The 17,400-nt window shown below is 39.1% G+C and carries 16 protein-coding genes; 9 read left to right on the forward strand and 7 right to left on the reverse strand.

What is annotated here, in order from left to right:
- Positions 1-39: 39 nt before the first annotated feature.
- The 4 genes from BM015_RS00385 (at position 40) to BM015_RS00400 (ending at position 2,697) form a co-directional block, all read left to right on the forward strand.
- Positions 40-1,020 carry an alpha/beta fold hydrolase gene (locus tag BM015_RS00385; RefSeq protein WP_090653435.1) on the forward strand — a complete coding sequence of 327 codons (981 nt, stop codon included), beginning with the start codon at positions 40-42 and terminating at the stop codon, positions 1,018-1,020.
- A gap of 39 nt (positions 1,021-1,059) precedes the next feature.
- Complete coding sequence (locus BM015_RS00390; RefSeq protein WP_090653436.1) at positions 1,060-1,677, forward strand: hydrolase; 618 nt, start codon at positions 1,060-1,062, stop codon at positions 1,675-1,677.
- Between the two features lie 43 nt (positions 1,678-1,720).
- Positions 1,721-2,242 (forward strand): cupin domain-containing protein, encoded by a 522-nt coding sequence (locus BM015_RS00395; RefSeq protein WP_090653437.1) that lies wholly within the window; start codon positions 1,721-1,723, stop codon positions 2,240-2,242.
- Positions 2,243-2,388: 146 nt separating this feature from the next.
- Positions 2,389-2,697, forward strand: coding sequence for a hypothetical protein (locus BM015_RS00400; RefSeq protein WP_090653438.1), 309 nt, complete (start codon positions 2,389-2,391; stop codon positions 2,695-2,697).
- Between the two features lie 200 nt (positions 2,698-2,897).
- Here BM015_RS00400 and BM015_RS00405 read toward each other — a convergent pair whose 3' ends face one another.
- From BM015_RS00405 to BM015_RS00435, 7 genes are all read right to left on the reverse strand, one after another.
- The gene (locus BM015_RS00405) at positions 2,898-4,232 is read right to left on the reverse strand and encodes a TldD/PmbA family protein (RefSeq protein ID WP_177191765.1); all 1,335 of its coding nucleotides are present in this window, start codon (positions 4,230-4,232) and stop codon (positions 2,898-2,900) included.
- A gap of 88 nt (positions 4,233-4,320) precedes the next feature.
- A complete protein-coding gene (locus tag BM015_RS00410; protein WP_090653440.1) occupies positions 4,321-5,955 on the reverse strand; it encodes a TldD/PmbA family protein in 1,635 nt (544 codons plus the stop codon).
- Between the two features lie 354 nt (positions 5,956-6,309).
- Positions 6,310-8,061: a hypothetical protein gene (locus BM015_RS00415; RefSeq protein WP_090653441.1), complete on the reverse strand. Its 1,752-nt coding sequence runs from the start codon at positions 8,059-8,061 to the stop codon at positions 6,310-6,312.
- A complete protein-coding gene (locus tag BM015_RS00420; protein ID WP_090653442.1) occupies positions 8,058-10,196 on the reverse strand; it encodes a hypothetical protein in 2,139 nt (712 codons plus the stop codon). Before BM015_RS00420 ends, BM015_RS00415 begins: the two co-directional genes overlap by 4 nt.
- Entirely contained in the window at positions 10,193-11,668 is a 1,476-nt protein-coding gene (locus BM015_RS00425; RefSeq protein ID WP_177191766.1) for a BatA domain-containing protein, read from the reverse strand. Before BM015_RS00425 ends, BM015_RS00420 begins: the two co-directional genes overlap by 4 nt.
- Positions 11,669-11,674: 6 nt before the next feature.
- Positions 11,675-12,562 carry a DUF58 domain-containing protein gene (locus BM015_RS00430; protein WP_218148410.1) on the reverse strand — a complete coding sequence of 296 codons (888 nt, stop codon included), beginning with the start codon at positions 12,560-12,562 and terminating at the stop codon, positions 11,675-11,677.
- Positions 12,563-12,614: 52 nt separating this feature from the next.
- Positions 12,615-13,619, reverse strand: coding sequence for an AAA family ATPase (locus BM015_RS00435; RefSeq protein ID WP_090653444.1), 1,005 nt, complete (start codon positions 13,617-13,619; stop codon positions 12,615-12,617).
- Between the two features lie 246 nt (positions 13,620-13,865).
- Between BM015_RS00435 and BM015_RS00440 the strand changes: the two genes are divergently transcribed.
- The 5 genes from BM015_RS00440 to BM015_RS00460 all read left to right on the forward strand — a co-directional run bounded on the left by BM015_RS00440 (position 13,866) and on the right by BM015_RS00460 (position 17,338).
- Positions 13,866-14,492, forward strand: coding sequence for a DUF4159 domain-containing protein (locus BM015_RS00440; protein WP_090653445.1), 627 nt, complete (start codon positions 13,866-13,868; stop codon positions 14,490-14,492).
- A gap of 122 nt (positions 14,493-14,614) precedes the next feature.
- On the forward strand, positions 14,615-15,160 hold the full coding sequence (locus BM015_RS00445) for a lipocalin family protein (RefSeq protein ID WP_090653446.1): 546 nt from the start codon (positions 14,615-14,617) through the stop codon (positions 15,158-15,160).
- 144 nt (positions 15,161-15,304) lie between these two features.
- Positions 15,305-15,886, forward strand: coding sequence for a hypothetical protein (locus tag BM015_RS00450; protein WP_090653447.1), 582 nt, complete (start codon positions 15,305-15,307; stop codon positions 15,884-15,886).
- A 347-nt stretch (positions 15,887-16,233) separates the two neighbouring features.
- Positions 16,234-16,809 (forward strand): Crp/Fnr family transcriptional regulator, encoded by a 576-nt coding sequence (locus tag BM015_RS00455; protein WP_090653448.1) that lies wholly within the window; start codon positions 16,234-16,236, stop codon positions 16,807-16,809.
- Positions 16,810-16,897: 88 nt separating this feature from the next.
- Positions 16,898-17,338 (forward strand): carboxymuconolactone decarboxylase family protein, encoded by a 441-nt coding sequence (locus tag BM015_RS00460; protein WP_090653449.1) that lies wholly within the window; start codon positions 16,898-16,900, stop codon positions 17,336-17,338.
- Positions 17,339-17,400 lie beyond the last annotated feature (62 nt).

Here is a 17,400-nt window from a genome sequence, read left to right on the forward strand (position 1 = left end):
AATCAAATCACAATCATTTCACTCACATAAAATTTATTTATGTACAAGCTAAAAATATTTGCTGTTATTATAGTTACGTTGCTTGCAGTTGCCTGTAATAACAATGGAAAAAAATCTTCAGCAGTAAATGATACAACTGCAACAAATAATAATACCGCTGTTGAAATTAAACCCGCAACGCCGCCATCAAATTTTAAAAGCATAACAGCTAATGTAAATGGCATAAACATTCATTATGTTATGGGCGGAAGCGGCGAGCCGTTACTGCTTATTCATGGCTTTGGACAAAACTGGTATATGTGGAACCGTTTGCTGCCTGAGCTTTCAAAACACTTTACCGTTATTGCACCAGACTTGCCCGGGCTTGGTGAAAGCGATAAACCAGATAGCGGTTATACAAAAAAACAGTTGGCACAAGACTTACATGCGTTGATGCAGCAGATTGGTTTTAAAAATGAATATGTTGTTGGCCATGATATTGGTTTGATGGTGGCATACGCTTATGCGGCGCAATTTGGCGATGAAGTAATAAAGGTTGCATTGCTTGATGCATTGCTGCCCGGTGTAGAACCCGTATGGACTAAAGTGCGGGCAGAAGCATGGTGGTTTGGATTTTTCGGTTGGCCTGCATCTGCGGAGATTGTTGAAGGAAAAGAAAAAGAATTTTTAACCAACTTCTGGAATGTTGTTGGCCATAAACAAAACGCTTTTACAAAAGATGAAGTCAATGAATTTGTAAGGGCATATTCAACACCAAAATCTACTTATGGTGCGTTTCATTGGTTTGCTGCATTTTCCCAGGACGCCTTAGATAACCAACAATTCATGCAGCATAAATTAAAAATGCCTTTGCTCGCCATGAGCGGAGAATTTTCTGCAGCGTCCTATTTTACAAGTCACTGCAAGCTTGTGGCTGATAATGTAACCGGTTCCATCATCAAAGGTTCAGGACATTGGTTGGTACAGGAAAATACAGAACAGGTGCAGCACGATTTACTTACGTTTCTTCTTGCTAAATAAATTTTCAAAAAATTATTCATCAATTAAATCATTTTAAAAATGAGCAGCCTTACTATTCGCGACCAGGCAAATGACCATTTGCTTACGCCACAAAATGCAGCAGTATTAATTATAGATTTTCAACCAATACAGGTTTATTCCATTAACTCTATGAACAGGCCTGAATTGGTTAGAAATATTTCCATTGTGGCGCAATTAGCTGTAAGCTATAATATGCCGCTGGTGCTTTCAACAGTAAATGTAAAAACAGGCATCAACAGCGAAACAATTCCGCAGCTTCGGCAGGTTTTAAAAGATGTGCCTTCTTATGACAGAACAACTATTAATGCATGGGAAGACAAGGAATTTAATGAAGCCGTTAAGAATACCGGAAGAAAAAAATTAATCATCACTGCATTGTGGACAGAAGTATGTCTTGCCTTTCCGGCGCTGGATGCTTTGAAGGAAGGTTATGATGTATATGCGGTTGTTGATGCGGTTGGAGGCACTTCTTTAATTGCACATGAAACAGCCTTAAAAAGAATTGAACAGGCAGGTGCAAAATTGGTAAGCGTTGCACAATTAGCCTGCGAATTACAACGAGACTGGAACCGTCACGATACAGTAAACAATATGGTGAAAGCACTTACCGAAGTTGGAGCTTTCCTGCATTTTTAAGAGCGAAAAAAAATTATTACACATCAACTAAAAATAAAAAATCATGAAAAGAAATTCTTTTAAAAACGCAATTAAAAAAGTGTTACAGCTAACAATTGCAGTTGTGTTATTGTTTTGCACACTCATAGCAAGTGCACAACAAAAAGATGGGCAACTAAGGTTAACGAAACAGGATATTATGAACCTTAAATCAAATGATCCGAAAGCGCCGGGCTCATCCAATTTAAGCGCCGTACAGGAATTTGTTATTGCAAGTGATCCTTCAAAGGCAGCGTTTTATACAATTATAATAAAAGTTGCACCCCATACAAAAATTCCCGCGCACCTGCACCCGGATGAAAGAATGGCTACTGTTATTTCGGGCACATGGTATTTTGGCTATGGAGATAAGTTTGATGAAAGCAAATTGAAAGAACTTCCGGCGGGCAGCATTTACAGCGAAGTGAAAAATCAAAATCATTTTGCAATGACGGGCGATGAACCGGTAATTGTTGCAATAACCGGCTATGGGCCTTCAGGTGTAGCGTATGTGAATCCGGATGATGACCCTTTAAAACATAAATGACGTTTACCATAAACTTCAATGTTCATTAATACAATGTGGTGAAATCATCTCTTATAATATCAACTGTATGCAAAACCAGGATGATGATTTGTGAATTGACTTCATAAGCCCGGTAATACAGATCTGTTTTTTTGAAAACATATTTCATGAAAAAGAAGAAACAACAACGCAAAGATTTAAAGAAAAGGCTTAGCGCTATTATTAAAATATATACTGAGCAAAAAGGAAAATCAAACAGAAAACTGCTTAAATATTTTATTGAGCAAAAGGCTGATGAGATAGTTGCATACAGTGAACATCCCGTAACCAATGCAATAAAGAAAACCGGAAATAAAAAGATAGAAGCTGATAATATCGCCGTTGCTGCCCTTCAGCGTTCACACGCATTGATAGATGAATTATACAGCGCACAAAATAACCATTTGCAATTACAGAATGCAGGAGGCAATGAGTAAATATCATGAATTAGCGCATGAATATTTGTTAAGTATTATCATGTTTTTGCAGATGAAAATTTTTACTTCGGCTGCAATTTTATACATGGTGTTATAACAACCTGCGATAAAATTGCAAAGGCGCAAATGCTGAAAGAAAAATTGATACAAATAAAAAATCCCGCAATGCGGGATTTTAAAAATATTATCATCATAAATATTTACACCGCATCACTCAAAGAAGAAAAAGTAAAGTCTCTTATTTTCATCGATGGCATTAAATAACTGCGGAATGATTCTACACTGATAGTTCTTTCAGCCTTGCCCAATGCCTCAAGATTATTGAGCATAATAATGGGGCTTTCGTTGAACCTGAAATTCTTAATGGGATATTTTATTTCGCCATTCTCAATATAAAAAGTCCCGTCGCGGGTAAGGCCGGTGTGCAGCAACGTTTGCGGGTCAACAGAACGGATATACCAGAACCGCGTTACCAGCACGCCTTTTTCTGTGCTTTTAATAAGGTCTTCAACAGATGCATCACCGCCGGCAATAATAAAGTTTGGCCCCATGGGCACGGGTTTAACGCCTTTTTGCTCTGCCCAGTAACGTGAATACATTAAATTCTTTACAACACCATTTTCTATCCAGGTTGTTTTCTCCAGCGGCTGGCCTTCCCTGTTCCAGGTGGAGCCTGGCAGTTCTGTATTGAATGGGTCTGAATAAATCGTTACCCGTTCATCCAAAAGTTTTTCGCCAATACGGTTACCGCCACCGGGTTTGGTCATACAACTGCGGCCTTCATCGGCGCTGCGGGCATCGAATGCAAAGAATAAACGCTCCAGCAAATAAGCGGCTGCCAGCGGTTCTAAAATAACCGTGTATTTTCCAGGTTCAATAGCTTTGGCGCCCACAGAACCATTGGCTTTGGTGGCAGCAATTTTAGTGGCTGTATAGGTATCGAGCTTGTCAACATCATTAAACCCTCTTGCTGCATAGCCGGAGCCTGTGCCTTCCTGGTTGCGCAGCGTAACGCTGAAATCAACATCGGTTGATTTATCGTAAGCAAACAAACCTTTGGAGTTAATGACAGCATCAAAAGCAGTGCTGTTTTCAATATAGCCCGCAGCCTGCAGGCTTGCCGCTTTTGAAACTTCAATGCTTTTGGCGACAGCCTCGGCACGTTTGCCGGGTGTTATGGCTGCTGTTGAAGGAACATATTCAATGCTTTCCTTAAAAGTTTGCGGACCGAGCAAAGGCATGTGTTCGGGATTATCAGGCGCAAACTGCGCCAGTTCTTCTGCACGGCGCACCACTTTTTCAAGTGATGCATCGTCAAATTCGTTAATAGAAGCTGTGCCTGATTTCTTACCGAAAGTGGATGTTACAGCAAGGCTTAATGTGCTTTCATCGCCTGCTGTGGAAACGGCATTAAGGGCATAGCGGATGTTGCCGCCTTCGCTGCCTCTTAAGCCTGCGGAACATTCATCCGCCTTTGAAAAGCCGATTACTTTTTGCAATATTGTTTTTGCTTCGTCTTGTGTAAGTATGGCCATTATTATACGATTAAGGTTATTTTAATTTTTAGTGAGAATGGATATTGGGAGATTTGAATTATTGGATATTATTCAATATTCCATCTTTCTAAATTTTTCTTGCTGTATTGATAACATTAATACCATTGAACCTTGAAGTGGAACTTCCATGCGATACAGCGTTTGACTGCGAAGGCTGGCCTTTTCCATCGTTGAAAGCGCCGCCCAGCCTGTAATCGCTTTTATCTGCAACCGCAACACATGAATTCCAGAACTCCCGTGTGTTAGCCTGGTAAGCAACATCTTTCAGCATGCCTGTAATTTTTCCATCCTGAATTTCATAGAAAGTCTGACCTCCAAACTGGAAGTTATACCGCTGCTGATCGATAGAAAAAGAACCGTCGCCAATAATGTAAATACCTTTCTTCACATCCTTTATAATATTATCTACGCTTAAAGCATCTGCACCTGGCCTGAGCGATACATTCGGCATGCGCTGAAACTGAACATCGGCCCAGCTTTGTGCATAGCAGCAACCCTGCGATGCTTTTAATCCGAGTATATGCGCCTGGTCGCGGATGGCCTGGTAGTTTACGAGAATACCATTTTTAATTAAATCCCATTCGCCGCATTTTACGCCTTCATCATCATAGCCCACAGCGCCAAGCGAACCGGGCTGCAGTTTATCGGCCACAATATTTACATGCTTGCTGCCAAATTGAAAATTGCCCGATTTCCATTTATCCAACGTAAGAAAACTGGTGCCTGCATAATTGGCTTCATAACCCAATACCCTGTCGAGCTCTGTTGGGTGCGCTACCGATTCATGAATGGTTAACCAAAGATGTGAAGGATCGAGCACGAGGTCGTACTTACCGGGTTCAACTGATTTTGCCTGCAATTTTTGCTGCACATCAGCCGTTGCATTCTTTACATCTTCCAAAATATCATAACGGTTTTTATACCGCGTAACAATGCCTGTTACTTTACTGTCAGGCGTTGGCGTTAAATATTCATAACCCATACCAACGGGTGAACTGAAGGAACGCCTTGTTTCAAATTTACCTGATGCCTTATCAATTTTTGTTACGTTGAAGAAGGGATAAAGACGATGCACGTCCTGGTCAATATAAGAGCCGTCGGTTGATGCAAAATACTTCTGTTCATTTACAGCGAGAATTGCTGAATTAACAAAGTTGGCCCCGTTTTGCATGGCAATGGAATTTACATTCAGCAGCAGGTCAACCTTATCTTTTACCGGCACTTCAAACGCATTTTTTTCAATAGGCGTTTTCCAGCTCACTTCGCCATAACCTTGCTGCGGTGCAAGCTGAACAGGTGCAGTAATAATCTTTGCATTGGCCTTTGCAACAGCCACAGCGCGTTGGGCCACTTTAGCAATATTTTCTTTCGTCACGCTGTCTGAGCAGGCAAAGCCCCAGCTTCCATTGGCAATTACACGAATGCCCACGCCGTACGATTCTGTATTGGCAATGTTCTGCACCCTGTTTTCACGTGTAATGATAAACTGGTTTAAATAGCGGCCAATGCGTACATCGGCATACGTTGCGCCGCTGGCTTTAGCAGCCGTTAATGCCACATTTGCCAATTGCTTTTTTGCAGCAGCGTCAATGCCATCGTTAATAGCCTGCAGCGGATCGATAGGATTGCCACGCATAAAGCCGGGCATCATTAAAGCGCCCATACTTAGCCCTGATAATTGTAAGAAATCTTTTCGTTTCAAGATGATATTGATTTATGGTTAACCCTCATCCCCGGCCCTTCTCCACAGAGTGGCGAAGGGTGTCCAAATTCAAAATTTGATTATTTAATTCACACAGCGGGTGCATGAATGTATAAGTTGTTGCATTAATTCAATCAGCTATGATACGTTGTTAATAATAATGCTGTTGATCAAAACATCAAGGCTCAATAGCTGAAAAATCATCAATACAAAAGCTAAATCAAGGCGCAAGAAAAAATGGTATTCAACACATTTTTTCTTGATTTTCTTTGGTTACTTTCTTTTATCAAGAAAAGAAAGTGACAAATTCATTAAGAATTATTTAGTTTCTTAAGATGAAAAGTAAAGAACAACTCACGATATTTTTTTCTCAATCCAGAGTAAGATACAACAACACATAAATACAACAAAAAAATAAAATGCAGGAATGGTCTTTTTATTCAAACTTTCATTCAATACTTCGTTATGCAATGATGCTTTATTTATTGCCGCATAAGCGTATGTGTCCTGCATATTTTGCAATGCGGCAATATTCTTCCAGTCATTTTTATCGAACACATACAACCAGGATGTATCACCGCCTGATGATGCAACAGCCTGCCACCCTTTCGTTTCGGGCCAGTATATTCCTTTCCATTCAAAAGGCAAATAAGGCTGTGCAGCAAAAGCAATAAAATTATTATTGATGGATGCCTGCAATGGTTGCTTGCTTATCGTTTCAACCGCTAATATTGCGGGTTCATTAATTGCCGGAAATGCAGGAGATGCACGCCATTGCCTGCTTACGCTTTGCTTCTTTGCTGCATTGGCAATTAACGATGACCATAATAATTGATAGCTCTTTTTATCGCCGGACAACATCCAGTAATAGCTGTTTTTAAATGCAGAAAATACGATGCTGCCATTACCATATATAGCATTACAGGCCAGCACATTCTTTTTTGTATCAGTTATTAAAACCCGTGCGCCATCATTTATTTTAATAAAAGCGGCATTTTCAACAGGCAATGAACTTGCAGTATCATTACCTGGCAATTGCACTGAAAGCGTTTGTTTATTATGATTAGATGAAGGCGCAACCGAACAGGCATTGCTGTAAAATAATGCAGGCTTTTCTGTACTGTCTGTTTTAATGATCAGCCCAAGGCCTTTATCATTTATTTGACTGCTTATATTGAATAGCTCCTGCCTGCTTAATGATGAAAGCGCAGCTCCATCGGCAATCAATACATCAAACTGTTCTAAAACATTCGTGCTTATTTGCGCCAAAGAAAACTTACCGGTATCAGTATAAGAATAACTGTATTTGTTTTTACTAATAGCTGTTCTTGCAGCAATAACATAATTATTTTCAGACAGCCAGTTTTGCAAAAACTTATTTTCAAAATCCGGGTAAGCAGCGAGCAGCAATACTTTTAATGGCTTGTTTAATGCAACTTCAAACGGCAGTTGTTCACGTTCAAGCGTATCTTTATTATTAATTGCTGCAATATCATAAACAGCCCTGCCAATAAATTTTGGTGTCGTTTTTAATTCAAATGTTTGAGATTGATTTTGTCCGATAATAACTGAATCAAGCACAACGCCAAAACCCCTTAATGTTAACTTTACCGGCTTACCGGTTGTGTTATCATATCTCCCCTGCACAATAAATTGATCACCGCTATTAATCTGCTTGCTATAATCAATTGCTGTTATGCCGTTGCTTATAGCAGAAGGATGAAAAACAATATTGGAAACCGGTGCCGTTTGCCATTCATCTTTTGAAAGCCCGTAGCCAAATACATGCAGCATTGAAATGGCATCAACCTGTTGTTCATATTGATCTTTTGTATAAACAACTGCGTTTTTATTTTGCTTTAAAAAGATATCAACGCTGTCTTTATTATACCCATCCGTTAATAAAACAACTTCATTACCGGCAATACCTTCTTTGGCATTATAATGAAAAGGAATGGCAAGAAAAATTAAACTTACAGCAGCTAAAACAGAAGCAACAATCCGCCCAACCAAACGTGCTTTGTTTGGCCTTCTTATTTCTTTAAAAACAAGAAAAGCTGCAAGCAATAAACAGGCAATAATGATACTGTATTCAATTGCTGTCATGGCCTGTTTTTATTAAGGTTCAGAAAATATTGCTGTGACAGGCTGTTACCATTAAGCATTGCGTCAGGTGACGGTTTGGGGGAAGGCTGTGCAAGCATTAGCTGCAAGCCATGTTGTGCTGCATTTATATCTTTTAAACTTATGTTTTGTTGCTGCTGAACTTGGTTGAGTACACTTTGATACGATTGTAATGCCGCTAAATATTTTCCCGGCGCAGCAGCAGCCTGCTGCTGCATTAGCAGGCTGGCTGAAAGCAGCGAAGCCAGTTCATCATTGTTTACAGCATTGCTGGTTTTTAAATGTTCAAGAATGCTTAACGCTTTTTGCGCATCGGTTATATGCAAATCTTTTTGCTGTGCATTATGCTGCGATGAAGGCGACAGGATTTTATCCAGTTCTCCTGTCAACCTTGTCTCTGATTTTAAGGGCGGCGTTTTAATATTAGTTTTTGCAACATATACCCTGTTTTGCTGTTGCAAATCTTTTAATAACCGGAGAGCTTTGTATTCAAATGGCAGCGCTTCAGCCGGTTTAAAAGTGCGCAACTGAAGTTCTGCATGCCACATCTCCGTTAATACAGCTTTCAATTGTTTTTTTGTTTCAGCATCAAAGAAAGTAGCATCTTCCGCAATATCATGTTTATGAGCAAACTGGTCAATAATAGCTTCTGCATTACCAAAGTTCGCGTTGTTACCTGTTGATTCTTTATGTTCGTCGTGCCCTTCATCATGTTCACCAATATTTGCTTCAAATTCTTCCCCTAAAAATTTTCCATAACGTAATCGCAGCAACTTTTGATCAATGCCCAAGTCATTGCTTTTGTTGTTAAACACATCCTGCGTAAGTATTGGTTTATCTTTCAGCAATTGCTCCGTTTCAATAATAATCTGCCGCTGGCTTCTGAAATATTCAGGCTTAAGGTTAACGCCATTAATTACGCCATCAAAACTCATAAGTTCAGCCGTATCTGCAATAGAGATAATATACGTATCCGTTTGTGTTTGCTGGTTATTGTTATCTGTTGCAGTAATGTATAAATACAATTCATCGCCGGGTTTCATACCGAGCGATGGCAGTTCAATTGTTTTCTTCAGTGTGTAGTTTTTATTGTGCGCTGAGAAGCTGTTTTCAAATTTTATGGCATGCCCGCTAAACTTCACCGCCTCGCCGCTGCCGCTTGCAACCGTTGCCATAATGGATACATCATTAATACCATAATCATCTAATGCAGTTAAAGCAACTGTTACGCGTTGCGGCTCACCAAAATCAATAACGGTGGATGCTTGCGGCGATTGCACTGTGATTACCGGTGGCTGGTCTTTTATCATTTCCAGCTTATAGAGATCAGATAAGCTGCTGTCCAGCTCCACCTGGTAAAACCCTTGTTGCCGGATTATTTTTTCACCGGCCCAAATTGTATGTTCTCCATTAACAGGGTGCAATTGCAAGGTTGTTGTATCGCTAAATTTCAGGCTGATGTGCTGTACCGGTTTATCCGTTTGCAATTGCCATGAGATTACAGAACCCTCTGCTGCAATTATATTAAGATCATGCTGCGTCTTCAATTGTATATTAGTATAAGCAGGCGGTTTTATTTTTACAGTGAAAGATGCAATGGCAGGCAAAGCCTGTTGCGGCGCCGGTGCAATAATTTTATTCACGTTATTTTCTGGTGGCTGAAATAATGAAGGCTTAAGCAATAGGTAAATAAGCATTGAAGTAATAACTGATAACAATAAAACTATTGCTGCTGTTTTTAATTTCCTGTTTACCGGATGCGCCGTTGCTGTATATTCTATATTATCTTTTAATTTGTTTACCTGCATTTGTTCAAGCAGGTTAAGCGATGCGACAGGCTTTAGTAAAAGGCCGCTGCTTTCTTCAAGCTCCGGAATATGCCTGTTCAAATAAACAATAACATCTTTTTGCTGTATGCGCCATGAATGCAGCGCAACCATCATTAAGAAAAAAGAGATGAGCCACGCGGGCAATATCCAAACAAATGAATATTGATATAGCTGATGCAAACAGGTAATAAATATTACAGCAAAAGCAAGTGACAAGAATGCCAGCGATAAAAGGTTGAGCACCTTCCATTTTTTTTGCAGGGATGATATAATGGCTTCTTCTCTCATGCAGCAGCGCCTGTTTTTGTTCTGAACGAAATAATCCTCTCTGCGCAAAAAAGCAGGAACACCATTATCCAAAAAACAGTTGAAAGATCTTCCGTTGCGGAAACGGATTTATTAACTGAATCAGCCGCAAACGCAGGCTGCATTTGCCTTTCATCAATCATCCGCTCATCAACGTATGTGGCATTTATGTTTGCAATTTCTTTTTCAAAAATTAAATGCAGCAATATGGCAGGAAAGGCATCACTCCAAACGAAGCCATTCCATTGAGGGTTCAAGCGCGAATAAAAATTATATACGCTGATATTATTATCTATTTCGTTTGTTAGTAAAGGATTGCCAAAACCATCTTTCCATATTTGCCTGCCTGGTTTGCTTTTTAAGGAATCAGCCAGAATTATTTTATTAACGGCAATTGGCTCTGCCATTATATAATTTGCACTGATAAATGAGGATTCATCAATCGTCTTTCCTTCCACATACCTGAAGATATTTTCAGCATTTACATTACTGGGAATTGCGTCATTGCTCAGCCAGAACAACCAGTTTATTTTTTCAGGAAGGTTGGCTATACTATTAAATATTGTGGCTTGTATATTTTGTTTTGTAAATTCTTTTATCGCATCAAGTGAAGCTTTGATATAGCTGGCATCCTGCTTATATTTATCAGCATAAATACTAATGTGCAGTGTAGCTGTATCAACAACAACGGGTGGCTGATTATTATATGTAATTAATGATTGTCCATTATTTGACGATACTTTATATTCATTTCCTATTTTATCCGATAGTACATCTTCATAGCTAAACATATTGCCGGCCATGCTGCTGTTTGCCAGCATTGCACGAATATTACCGTTACTTACGCGCCATGCTTTTACAAGTTGTGTTGTTACAGTATCTGGCGTATAACCAAACCATTTCACATCAATACTTACCTGCGGCCTTTCACCTTTAAAATTGGTTAACCTGTTTGAGGTAAACACATAAACCGGAAAAGATGCAGGCAGTTTATTGCCGGCTTTTTTTATAAGTTTCCAATAACTCATTTCACGGGCAACTGTATCTTTTGAACTGAGCGCATCTTTTAAACTGGTTCGTTCAAAACCTTCATCAAACTGATGCAGTTCAAAACCTTTGTTCAACAACGAATCAATGGCAGCTTTAAAATAATTATATACATCACCTGTATTTTGATTATCTATCAATATCCATCCTCGCCTGTTATTAAAATTTTGCTGCTTCACAGGTTTAGCCAGCAACATTGCAAGCAGGATGATCAATAAGCAACGAAGTATTAAAAGCAGCCACTCATTAATGCGAAGTGTTCTTGTATATTTCTTAGTACTTTTTTCAAGTAATGCAATACTGCCAACGGGAAAAGCCTTCCCTTCTTTTATATTCCAGAAGTGAATGGCAATGGGAATAATGATTCCGCTGATTGCATAAAGCCATATCGGATTTAAAAAACTCAACAATAGTTAAACAAAATTTTTTTGCCTTTGCGTTAAAAAATCACGCAATGATTTATCTAATGGTTCAGCCATGCTTACAAGCCTGTAATAAATATGCTTATCCAGCAGGCTCATACGCACTTCAGACAAATATTGCTGCAGTTTTTCCTCATACAACTTTTTTGTTTCCCTCGCATTAATGCTGATCTTTTCACCCGTCTCCAAATCCTGCACAGCCGCATAATTGCCGTAATTCAATGCAAGTTCATTTTCACCCATCAGATGAAAAACAATTATATCATGCTTAAGCGAAGACAAGACCTCGAGTAATTTTGTTATCTCTTTATCCTGCTCATACATATCGGTAATAAAAACAAGTAATTCTCTTTTATGTTCGCCGGTAAAGATGTGTTTATAATGAATGGCCTCCGTAAATTTTCCGGAAGGCTGTATGTTTTGGAGCTGGTAAAAAAACCTTGTAAGGTGCTGCGCATCCTTTCTTGATGCGAGTGAAAATAACCCGCCCTGTTTAAACACATATAAGCCAATGGCATCGCCCTGTGATTGTGCGAGATAAGCCAGCGCAGCCGCCATATATTTTGCATAATCAATTTTGCTGATGCCGTTATCTTCATGCAGCATAGAGCGGCTTGCATCAATTAAAAAACGAATGGAAATGCTTGTTTCCATTTCCGATTCGCGTATGTAATAGCGGTCGCTGCGGGCATACATTTTCCAGTCGAGCCACCGCAGATCGTCGCCGGGCTGATAACTCCTGTATTGGCTAAACTCAAGTCCTGCGCCTTTTACATTGCTCTTATTAATACCGCTCATAAAACCATCCACTGTTTTTTTTGCAGCGAGTGAAAGGTCTTTGATGGCCATTAATGTTTTGGGATGTAAAAGATTGTTCATGAGCTGTTGACCGTTGACTGTTAACTGTTGACCGATTGACGTTTCACGCCAATCATCCCAACGCCGTTTTGCTGCGCGCTATTTCTTTCAATAATACTGCTGTTACATTATCTGAATTGATCTGCTCTGCTTCAGCTTTAAAGTTCATCAGTATGCGATGGCGCAAAACAGGCGCGGCCATTGCCTGGATATCTTCCATAATAACTGCATAACGGCCCTTTAATAAAGCACGTGATTTAGCCGTTAATATCAAAGCCTGCCCTGCACGCGGACCTGCGCCCCATCGCACCCACTCTTTTACATAACTTGCCGTTGAATCACCGGGACGCGTTGCCCTTATCAACGTGGCAACATATTGCACCAGGTCTTCGCTTATATGCACATCACGAACAAGTTTTTGCAGTTGCTGTATTTCTTCCGCACTTAATACAGCCTGCACGCTGGCTGCACGATTGCCGGTTGTATTGCTTAAAATATCAGTTTCTTCTTTTGCAGAAGGATAACCAATTTTGATATATAATAAAAACCTGTCGAGCTGCGCTTCAGGCAAAGGATAAGTGCCTGCCTGTTCAATGGGGTTTTGGGTAGCAAGAATAAAGAAAGGCTTATCTAATTTATAAGTTTGCCCGCCATAAGTTATTTCAAATTCCTGCATGGCTTCAAGCAATGCCGATTGCGTTTTTGGCGGCGTACGGTTTATTTCATCGGCCAATACAATGTTGGCAAACAAAGGGCCCTTATTGAATTTAAAAAAACGCTTGCCGGTAGTATGGTCTTCTTCCAAAATTTCTGTACCGAGAATATCAGTGGGCATTAAATCCGGGGTGAATTGTATTCTTCTGAATGATAAATGCAGCGCCTGTGCAATGGTGCGCACCATTAATGTTTTGGCAAGACCGGGCACACCTTCCAAAAGGCAATGGCCGCCCGCAAAAAGTGTAACCAATATTTCATCAATTACATTCTCCTGGCCAACAATTACTTTTTGGATTTCCTGCTTAAGCTGCGCAGTTTTAGCTGTTAATTCCCGCACCGTATTTTCTGTTATTTCCTGCATGTTTATTTGAATGGGGTTCAATTTATTGCATAAGTAAAAATAAATTGAACAAAAACATTGTATATCGAAAAAAATTACATGACTGGTTTTTAAGATAGAAGTTGTTTATACTTTTTTAAATTATTTAATTGACACGTCGCACAAATGTTTTGCAGGCATATTAATCCATAAATCCTGCAAGCCGGTTGAGGCAACCAAATAAATAAAAAAATATGCAAGCATATTTTTTGTTTGTATAATTGGGCAATGCATAACGCTACATTCACTTTTGTAAGGCTTCGTTATCGCTCAGGCGACTGGGATACAGACCAGCGTATGCCTGCCAATATACTCAACTCTTTACTCGAGTACACCACTGTTCTCATTAACATGACGGAAAAGGTAATTGACCTTTCAAGCGATGAAATTTTTCAATATCCTTTTTGTTATATAAGCGGGCATAAACTGGTGCAGTTTGATAAAAAAGAAGCCGCTAATTTTAAACAGTATGTTGAGAACGGCGGTTTTATTTTTGCAGACGATTGCAATCACGATATCGACGGTTTGTTTGCAAAATCGTTTGAAGCGCAAATAGCAAGTCTTTTCGGAAAAAATGCGTTGAAAAAAATTCCCAATACCCACGAAATTTATCATTCTTTCTTCTCATTTGAAAAAGGGCCTCCCTCAACTTCTTTTGAACTGAATGGCTGGGGCGATGACCTGGTGCATGATTACCTGAAAGCCATTGAAATTAATGGCCGCATAGGTTTATTATACAGCAATAAAGATTATGGCTGCGAGTGGGATTACGATTACCGGAACAAACGATTTTTATCAGAAGACAATACAAAATTTGGCGTGAACATTATTATGTATGCGATGAATGCGGCATAATAACAAATCAGGTGCTTTCACTGAAGCACCGGGCCGTTATTCATAACCTTAATCAAATAACCCATAACTTCTGCAAACATGGAACGATATATGCTTATGCTTTGGATTAATTTAAACAAACTATGAAGCAAAAAAAATATTTAGTCGCGGCAGGTGCGGCATTGGCGGCGGCCGGCATTGCTTATATAATACTTCGTTCTAAAAAAACACTTCCTTCGGGCTTCAATGCAATAACGGGCTTTAATAAAGAAAAATATATGGGCAAATGGTATGAGATTGCAAGGCTTGATTATTATTGGGAAAGAGGCCTGTATAATGTTACCGCCGAATATTCCTTAAACAAAAATGGCTCTGTAAAAGTTGTAAACACCGGTTATGATTTTAAAAGTAATAAAAGAAAAATCTCAACAGGTAAAGCAAAGTTTGTTAGTGATGAAGCCACAGGCCAGTTAAAAGTTTCATTCTTCGGGCCTTTTTATTCCGGTTATAATATTATTGCCATTGATAAAGCATATAAATATGCGCTGGTGGCAGGGCACAACTTAAATTATTTATGGCTGCTTTCAAGGGAAAAAACAATGCCTGAAAATATCACCAGCGAATATTTGTTCATTGCACAAACTGCCGGCTTCCCGATTGAAGACCTGGTTTGGACAAGGCAAAGCTGACCAATTACTGCCATTCGGGAAAAAACGGAGCACAGTTCATACCCCGGAAATAACAATTCATCATAAATTTATTTTCTAATTGAATAGTATTTATTTCTTTTACCCTTTAATAAAAAACATCTAAAAACCATTAAAACAACCAAAATGAAAAAACTGTTAGCACTTGCAGCCATTGCATTGTTTGCTTTTTCAGGTAACCTTAAAGCACAAAAAATTAAAGTATTGGAAGGAAGCATTGATGCTGTTAAAACCGAATCAAGCCTCAATTTAGAATATACTTACGATAACATGAGCGTAGGCAAATTTGACAAAGAAGAAGATTATATAGCCAAGAAAAAAGAAGACTACAATAACAAAGAAGCAGGCAGGGGCGATACCTGGGCCAAAGCCTGGGTGGATGACAGGAAAAACCGCTTTGAACCAAAATTTGAAGAGCTTTTTACTGAGTACAGTGATAAATCAAATAGCAAAAAAGCTAAATACACTTTAATCTTTAAAACCGTTTTTACAGAGCCGGGATATAACGTTGGCGTAATGCGCAAAAACGCCCAGATTAATGCTATTGTATTAATTGTGGAAACAGCAAATCCTGCCAACGTAATTGCAAAAATTTCTGTTGATAAAGCTTTGGGCAGAACTTTTGGCGGTTATGATTTTGACACAGGCGGAAGGATTGCAGAAGCCTATGCTGATGCAGGCAAAGCCCTTGGTAAATATTTAAAATAATAAGGCCTTTATACAATAATTGCGAAGCCACTTTCATAAGTGGCTTTGTTGTATAAACAGGTTCCGCTTTATCGCGATAATGCTTTCATTCACCTATTTTTTTAGATAATTAACCGACTGGTTGTTTTCCTTTTTTATGACAACAAATAGCTTGCAGCCATAAAATTTATAACTATGAATTCACTTATTTTCGTTCGTGTATTATGGTGCTGCATAGCTTTTGGATGGCTGCTGGTTTCACTGGGTGCAAAAAGAAAATATTAGCAGGCAGCTAATTGGCTGGTTGAACAGCATGCAGCATTACCCATTACCATCCGCCAATCAACTTATATTTACAGCATTACAGCATGCATCAGGAACTTCAGCAACATATTAACCACTTCATCACTATCAGCAGCGAAGAACTTAATGAAGTACTGCAATATTTCAGGCCTTTACAACTCAAAAAGAAACAAAACCTTTTAACTGAAGGAAGCATCTGCAAACACAATTATTTTACAGCTAAAGGCTGCCTCCGCCTTTTCTTTATTAATGAAAAAGGCATTGAACAAACCACGCAGTTTGCCATAGAAAACTGGTGGCTGGCCGATTATACTTCTTTTGAAAAACAGCAGCCGTCATCATATAATATACAGGCTGTTGAAAAAAGCGATGTGCTGGCCTTAAGTTATACCGGCCAGGAAAAATTACTGCAGCAGCATCCTGTTATGGAAAGATATTTCCGGCTTATGCATCAACGCGCCCATGCTGCAGCACAGTTCAGGATAAAAAGTTTATACAGTCTTTCAAGAGAAGAATTATATAATATTTTCAGCAGCGCTCATCCCGAATTCGTGCAACGCATCCCGCAATATTTATTAGCGTCTTTTCTTGGCTTCACGCCAGAATATTTAAGCGAAATAAGACGCAAAACAATTTCTTAGAAATAAGTATGTGAACAATTTCTTAAACCAGTTTAAGCAATTGCCATTACCGGCTTTTATAGCTTTGCCTCAACAAAAAATAAATATCATGGAACAAAGATTAAACATTGCAACAATTTATCCGGAAGCATATAAAGGCATGTATGCATTATCTGCGGCTTTGAATAAAACTGCATTAACACCTATACAAAAAGAGTTAATTAAAATACGATCATCACAAATAAACCATTGCGCATTTTGTTTGAATATGCATACAAAAGATGCATTGAAATATGGCGAAACGCAGCAGCGTATTTTCCTGCTGGATGCATGGCGTGAAACAGATTTATTTACACCTGAAGAAAAGGCCATGCTGGCATTAACGGAAGAAGTAACGCTCATAAGCCAGCATGGTGTTTCAGATGCTGTTTATAAAGAAGCGCAGCAATATTTCAGTGATGAACAAATAGCGCATATTATAATGGCGGTTGTAATAATCAATGCATGGAACCGCATCAGTGTAAGCACATTGGTGCCAATTGCTGATTAAAAAACAATTATTGAAAATAAAATAGAAAAACATTGAATATTGAGTAAGATTGTCGCTTATTT

It is taken from the genome of Parafilimonas terrae (genome assembly GCF_900115755.1).
GTDB classification, from domain to species: Bacteria; Bacteroidota; Bacteroidia; order Chitinophagales; family Chitinophagaceae; genus Parafilimonas; species Parafilimonas terrae.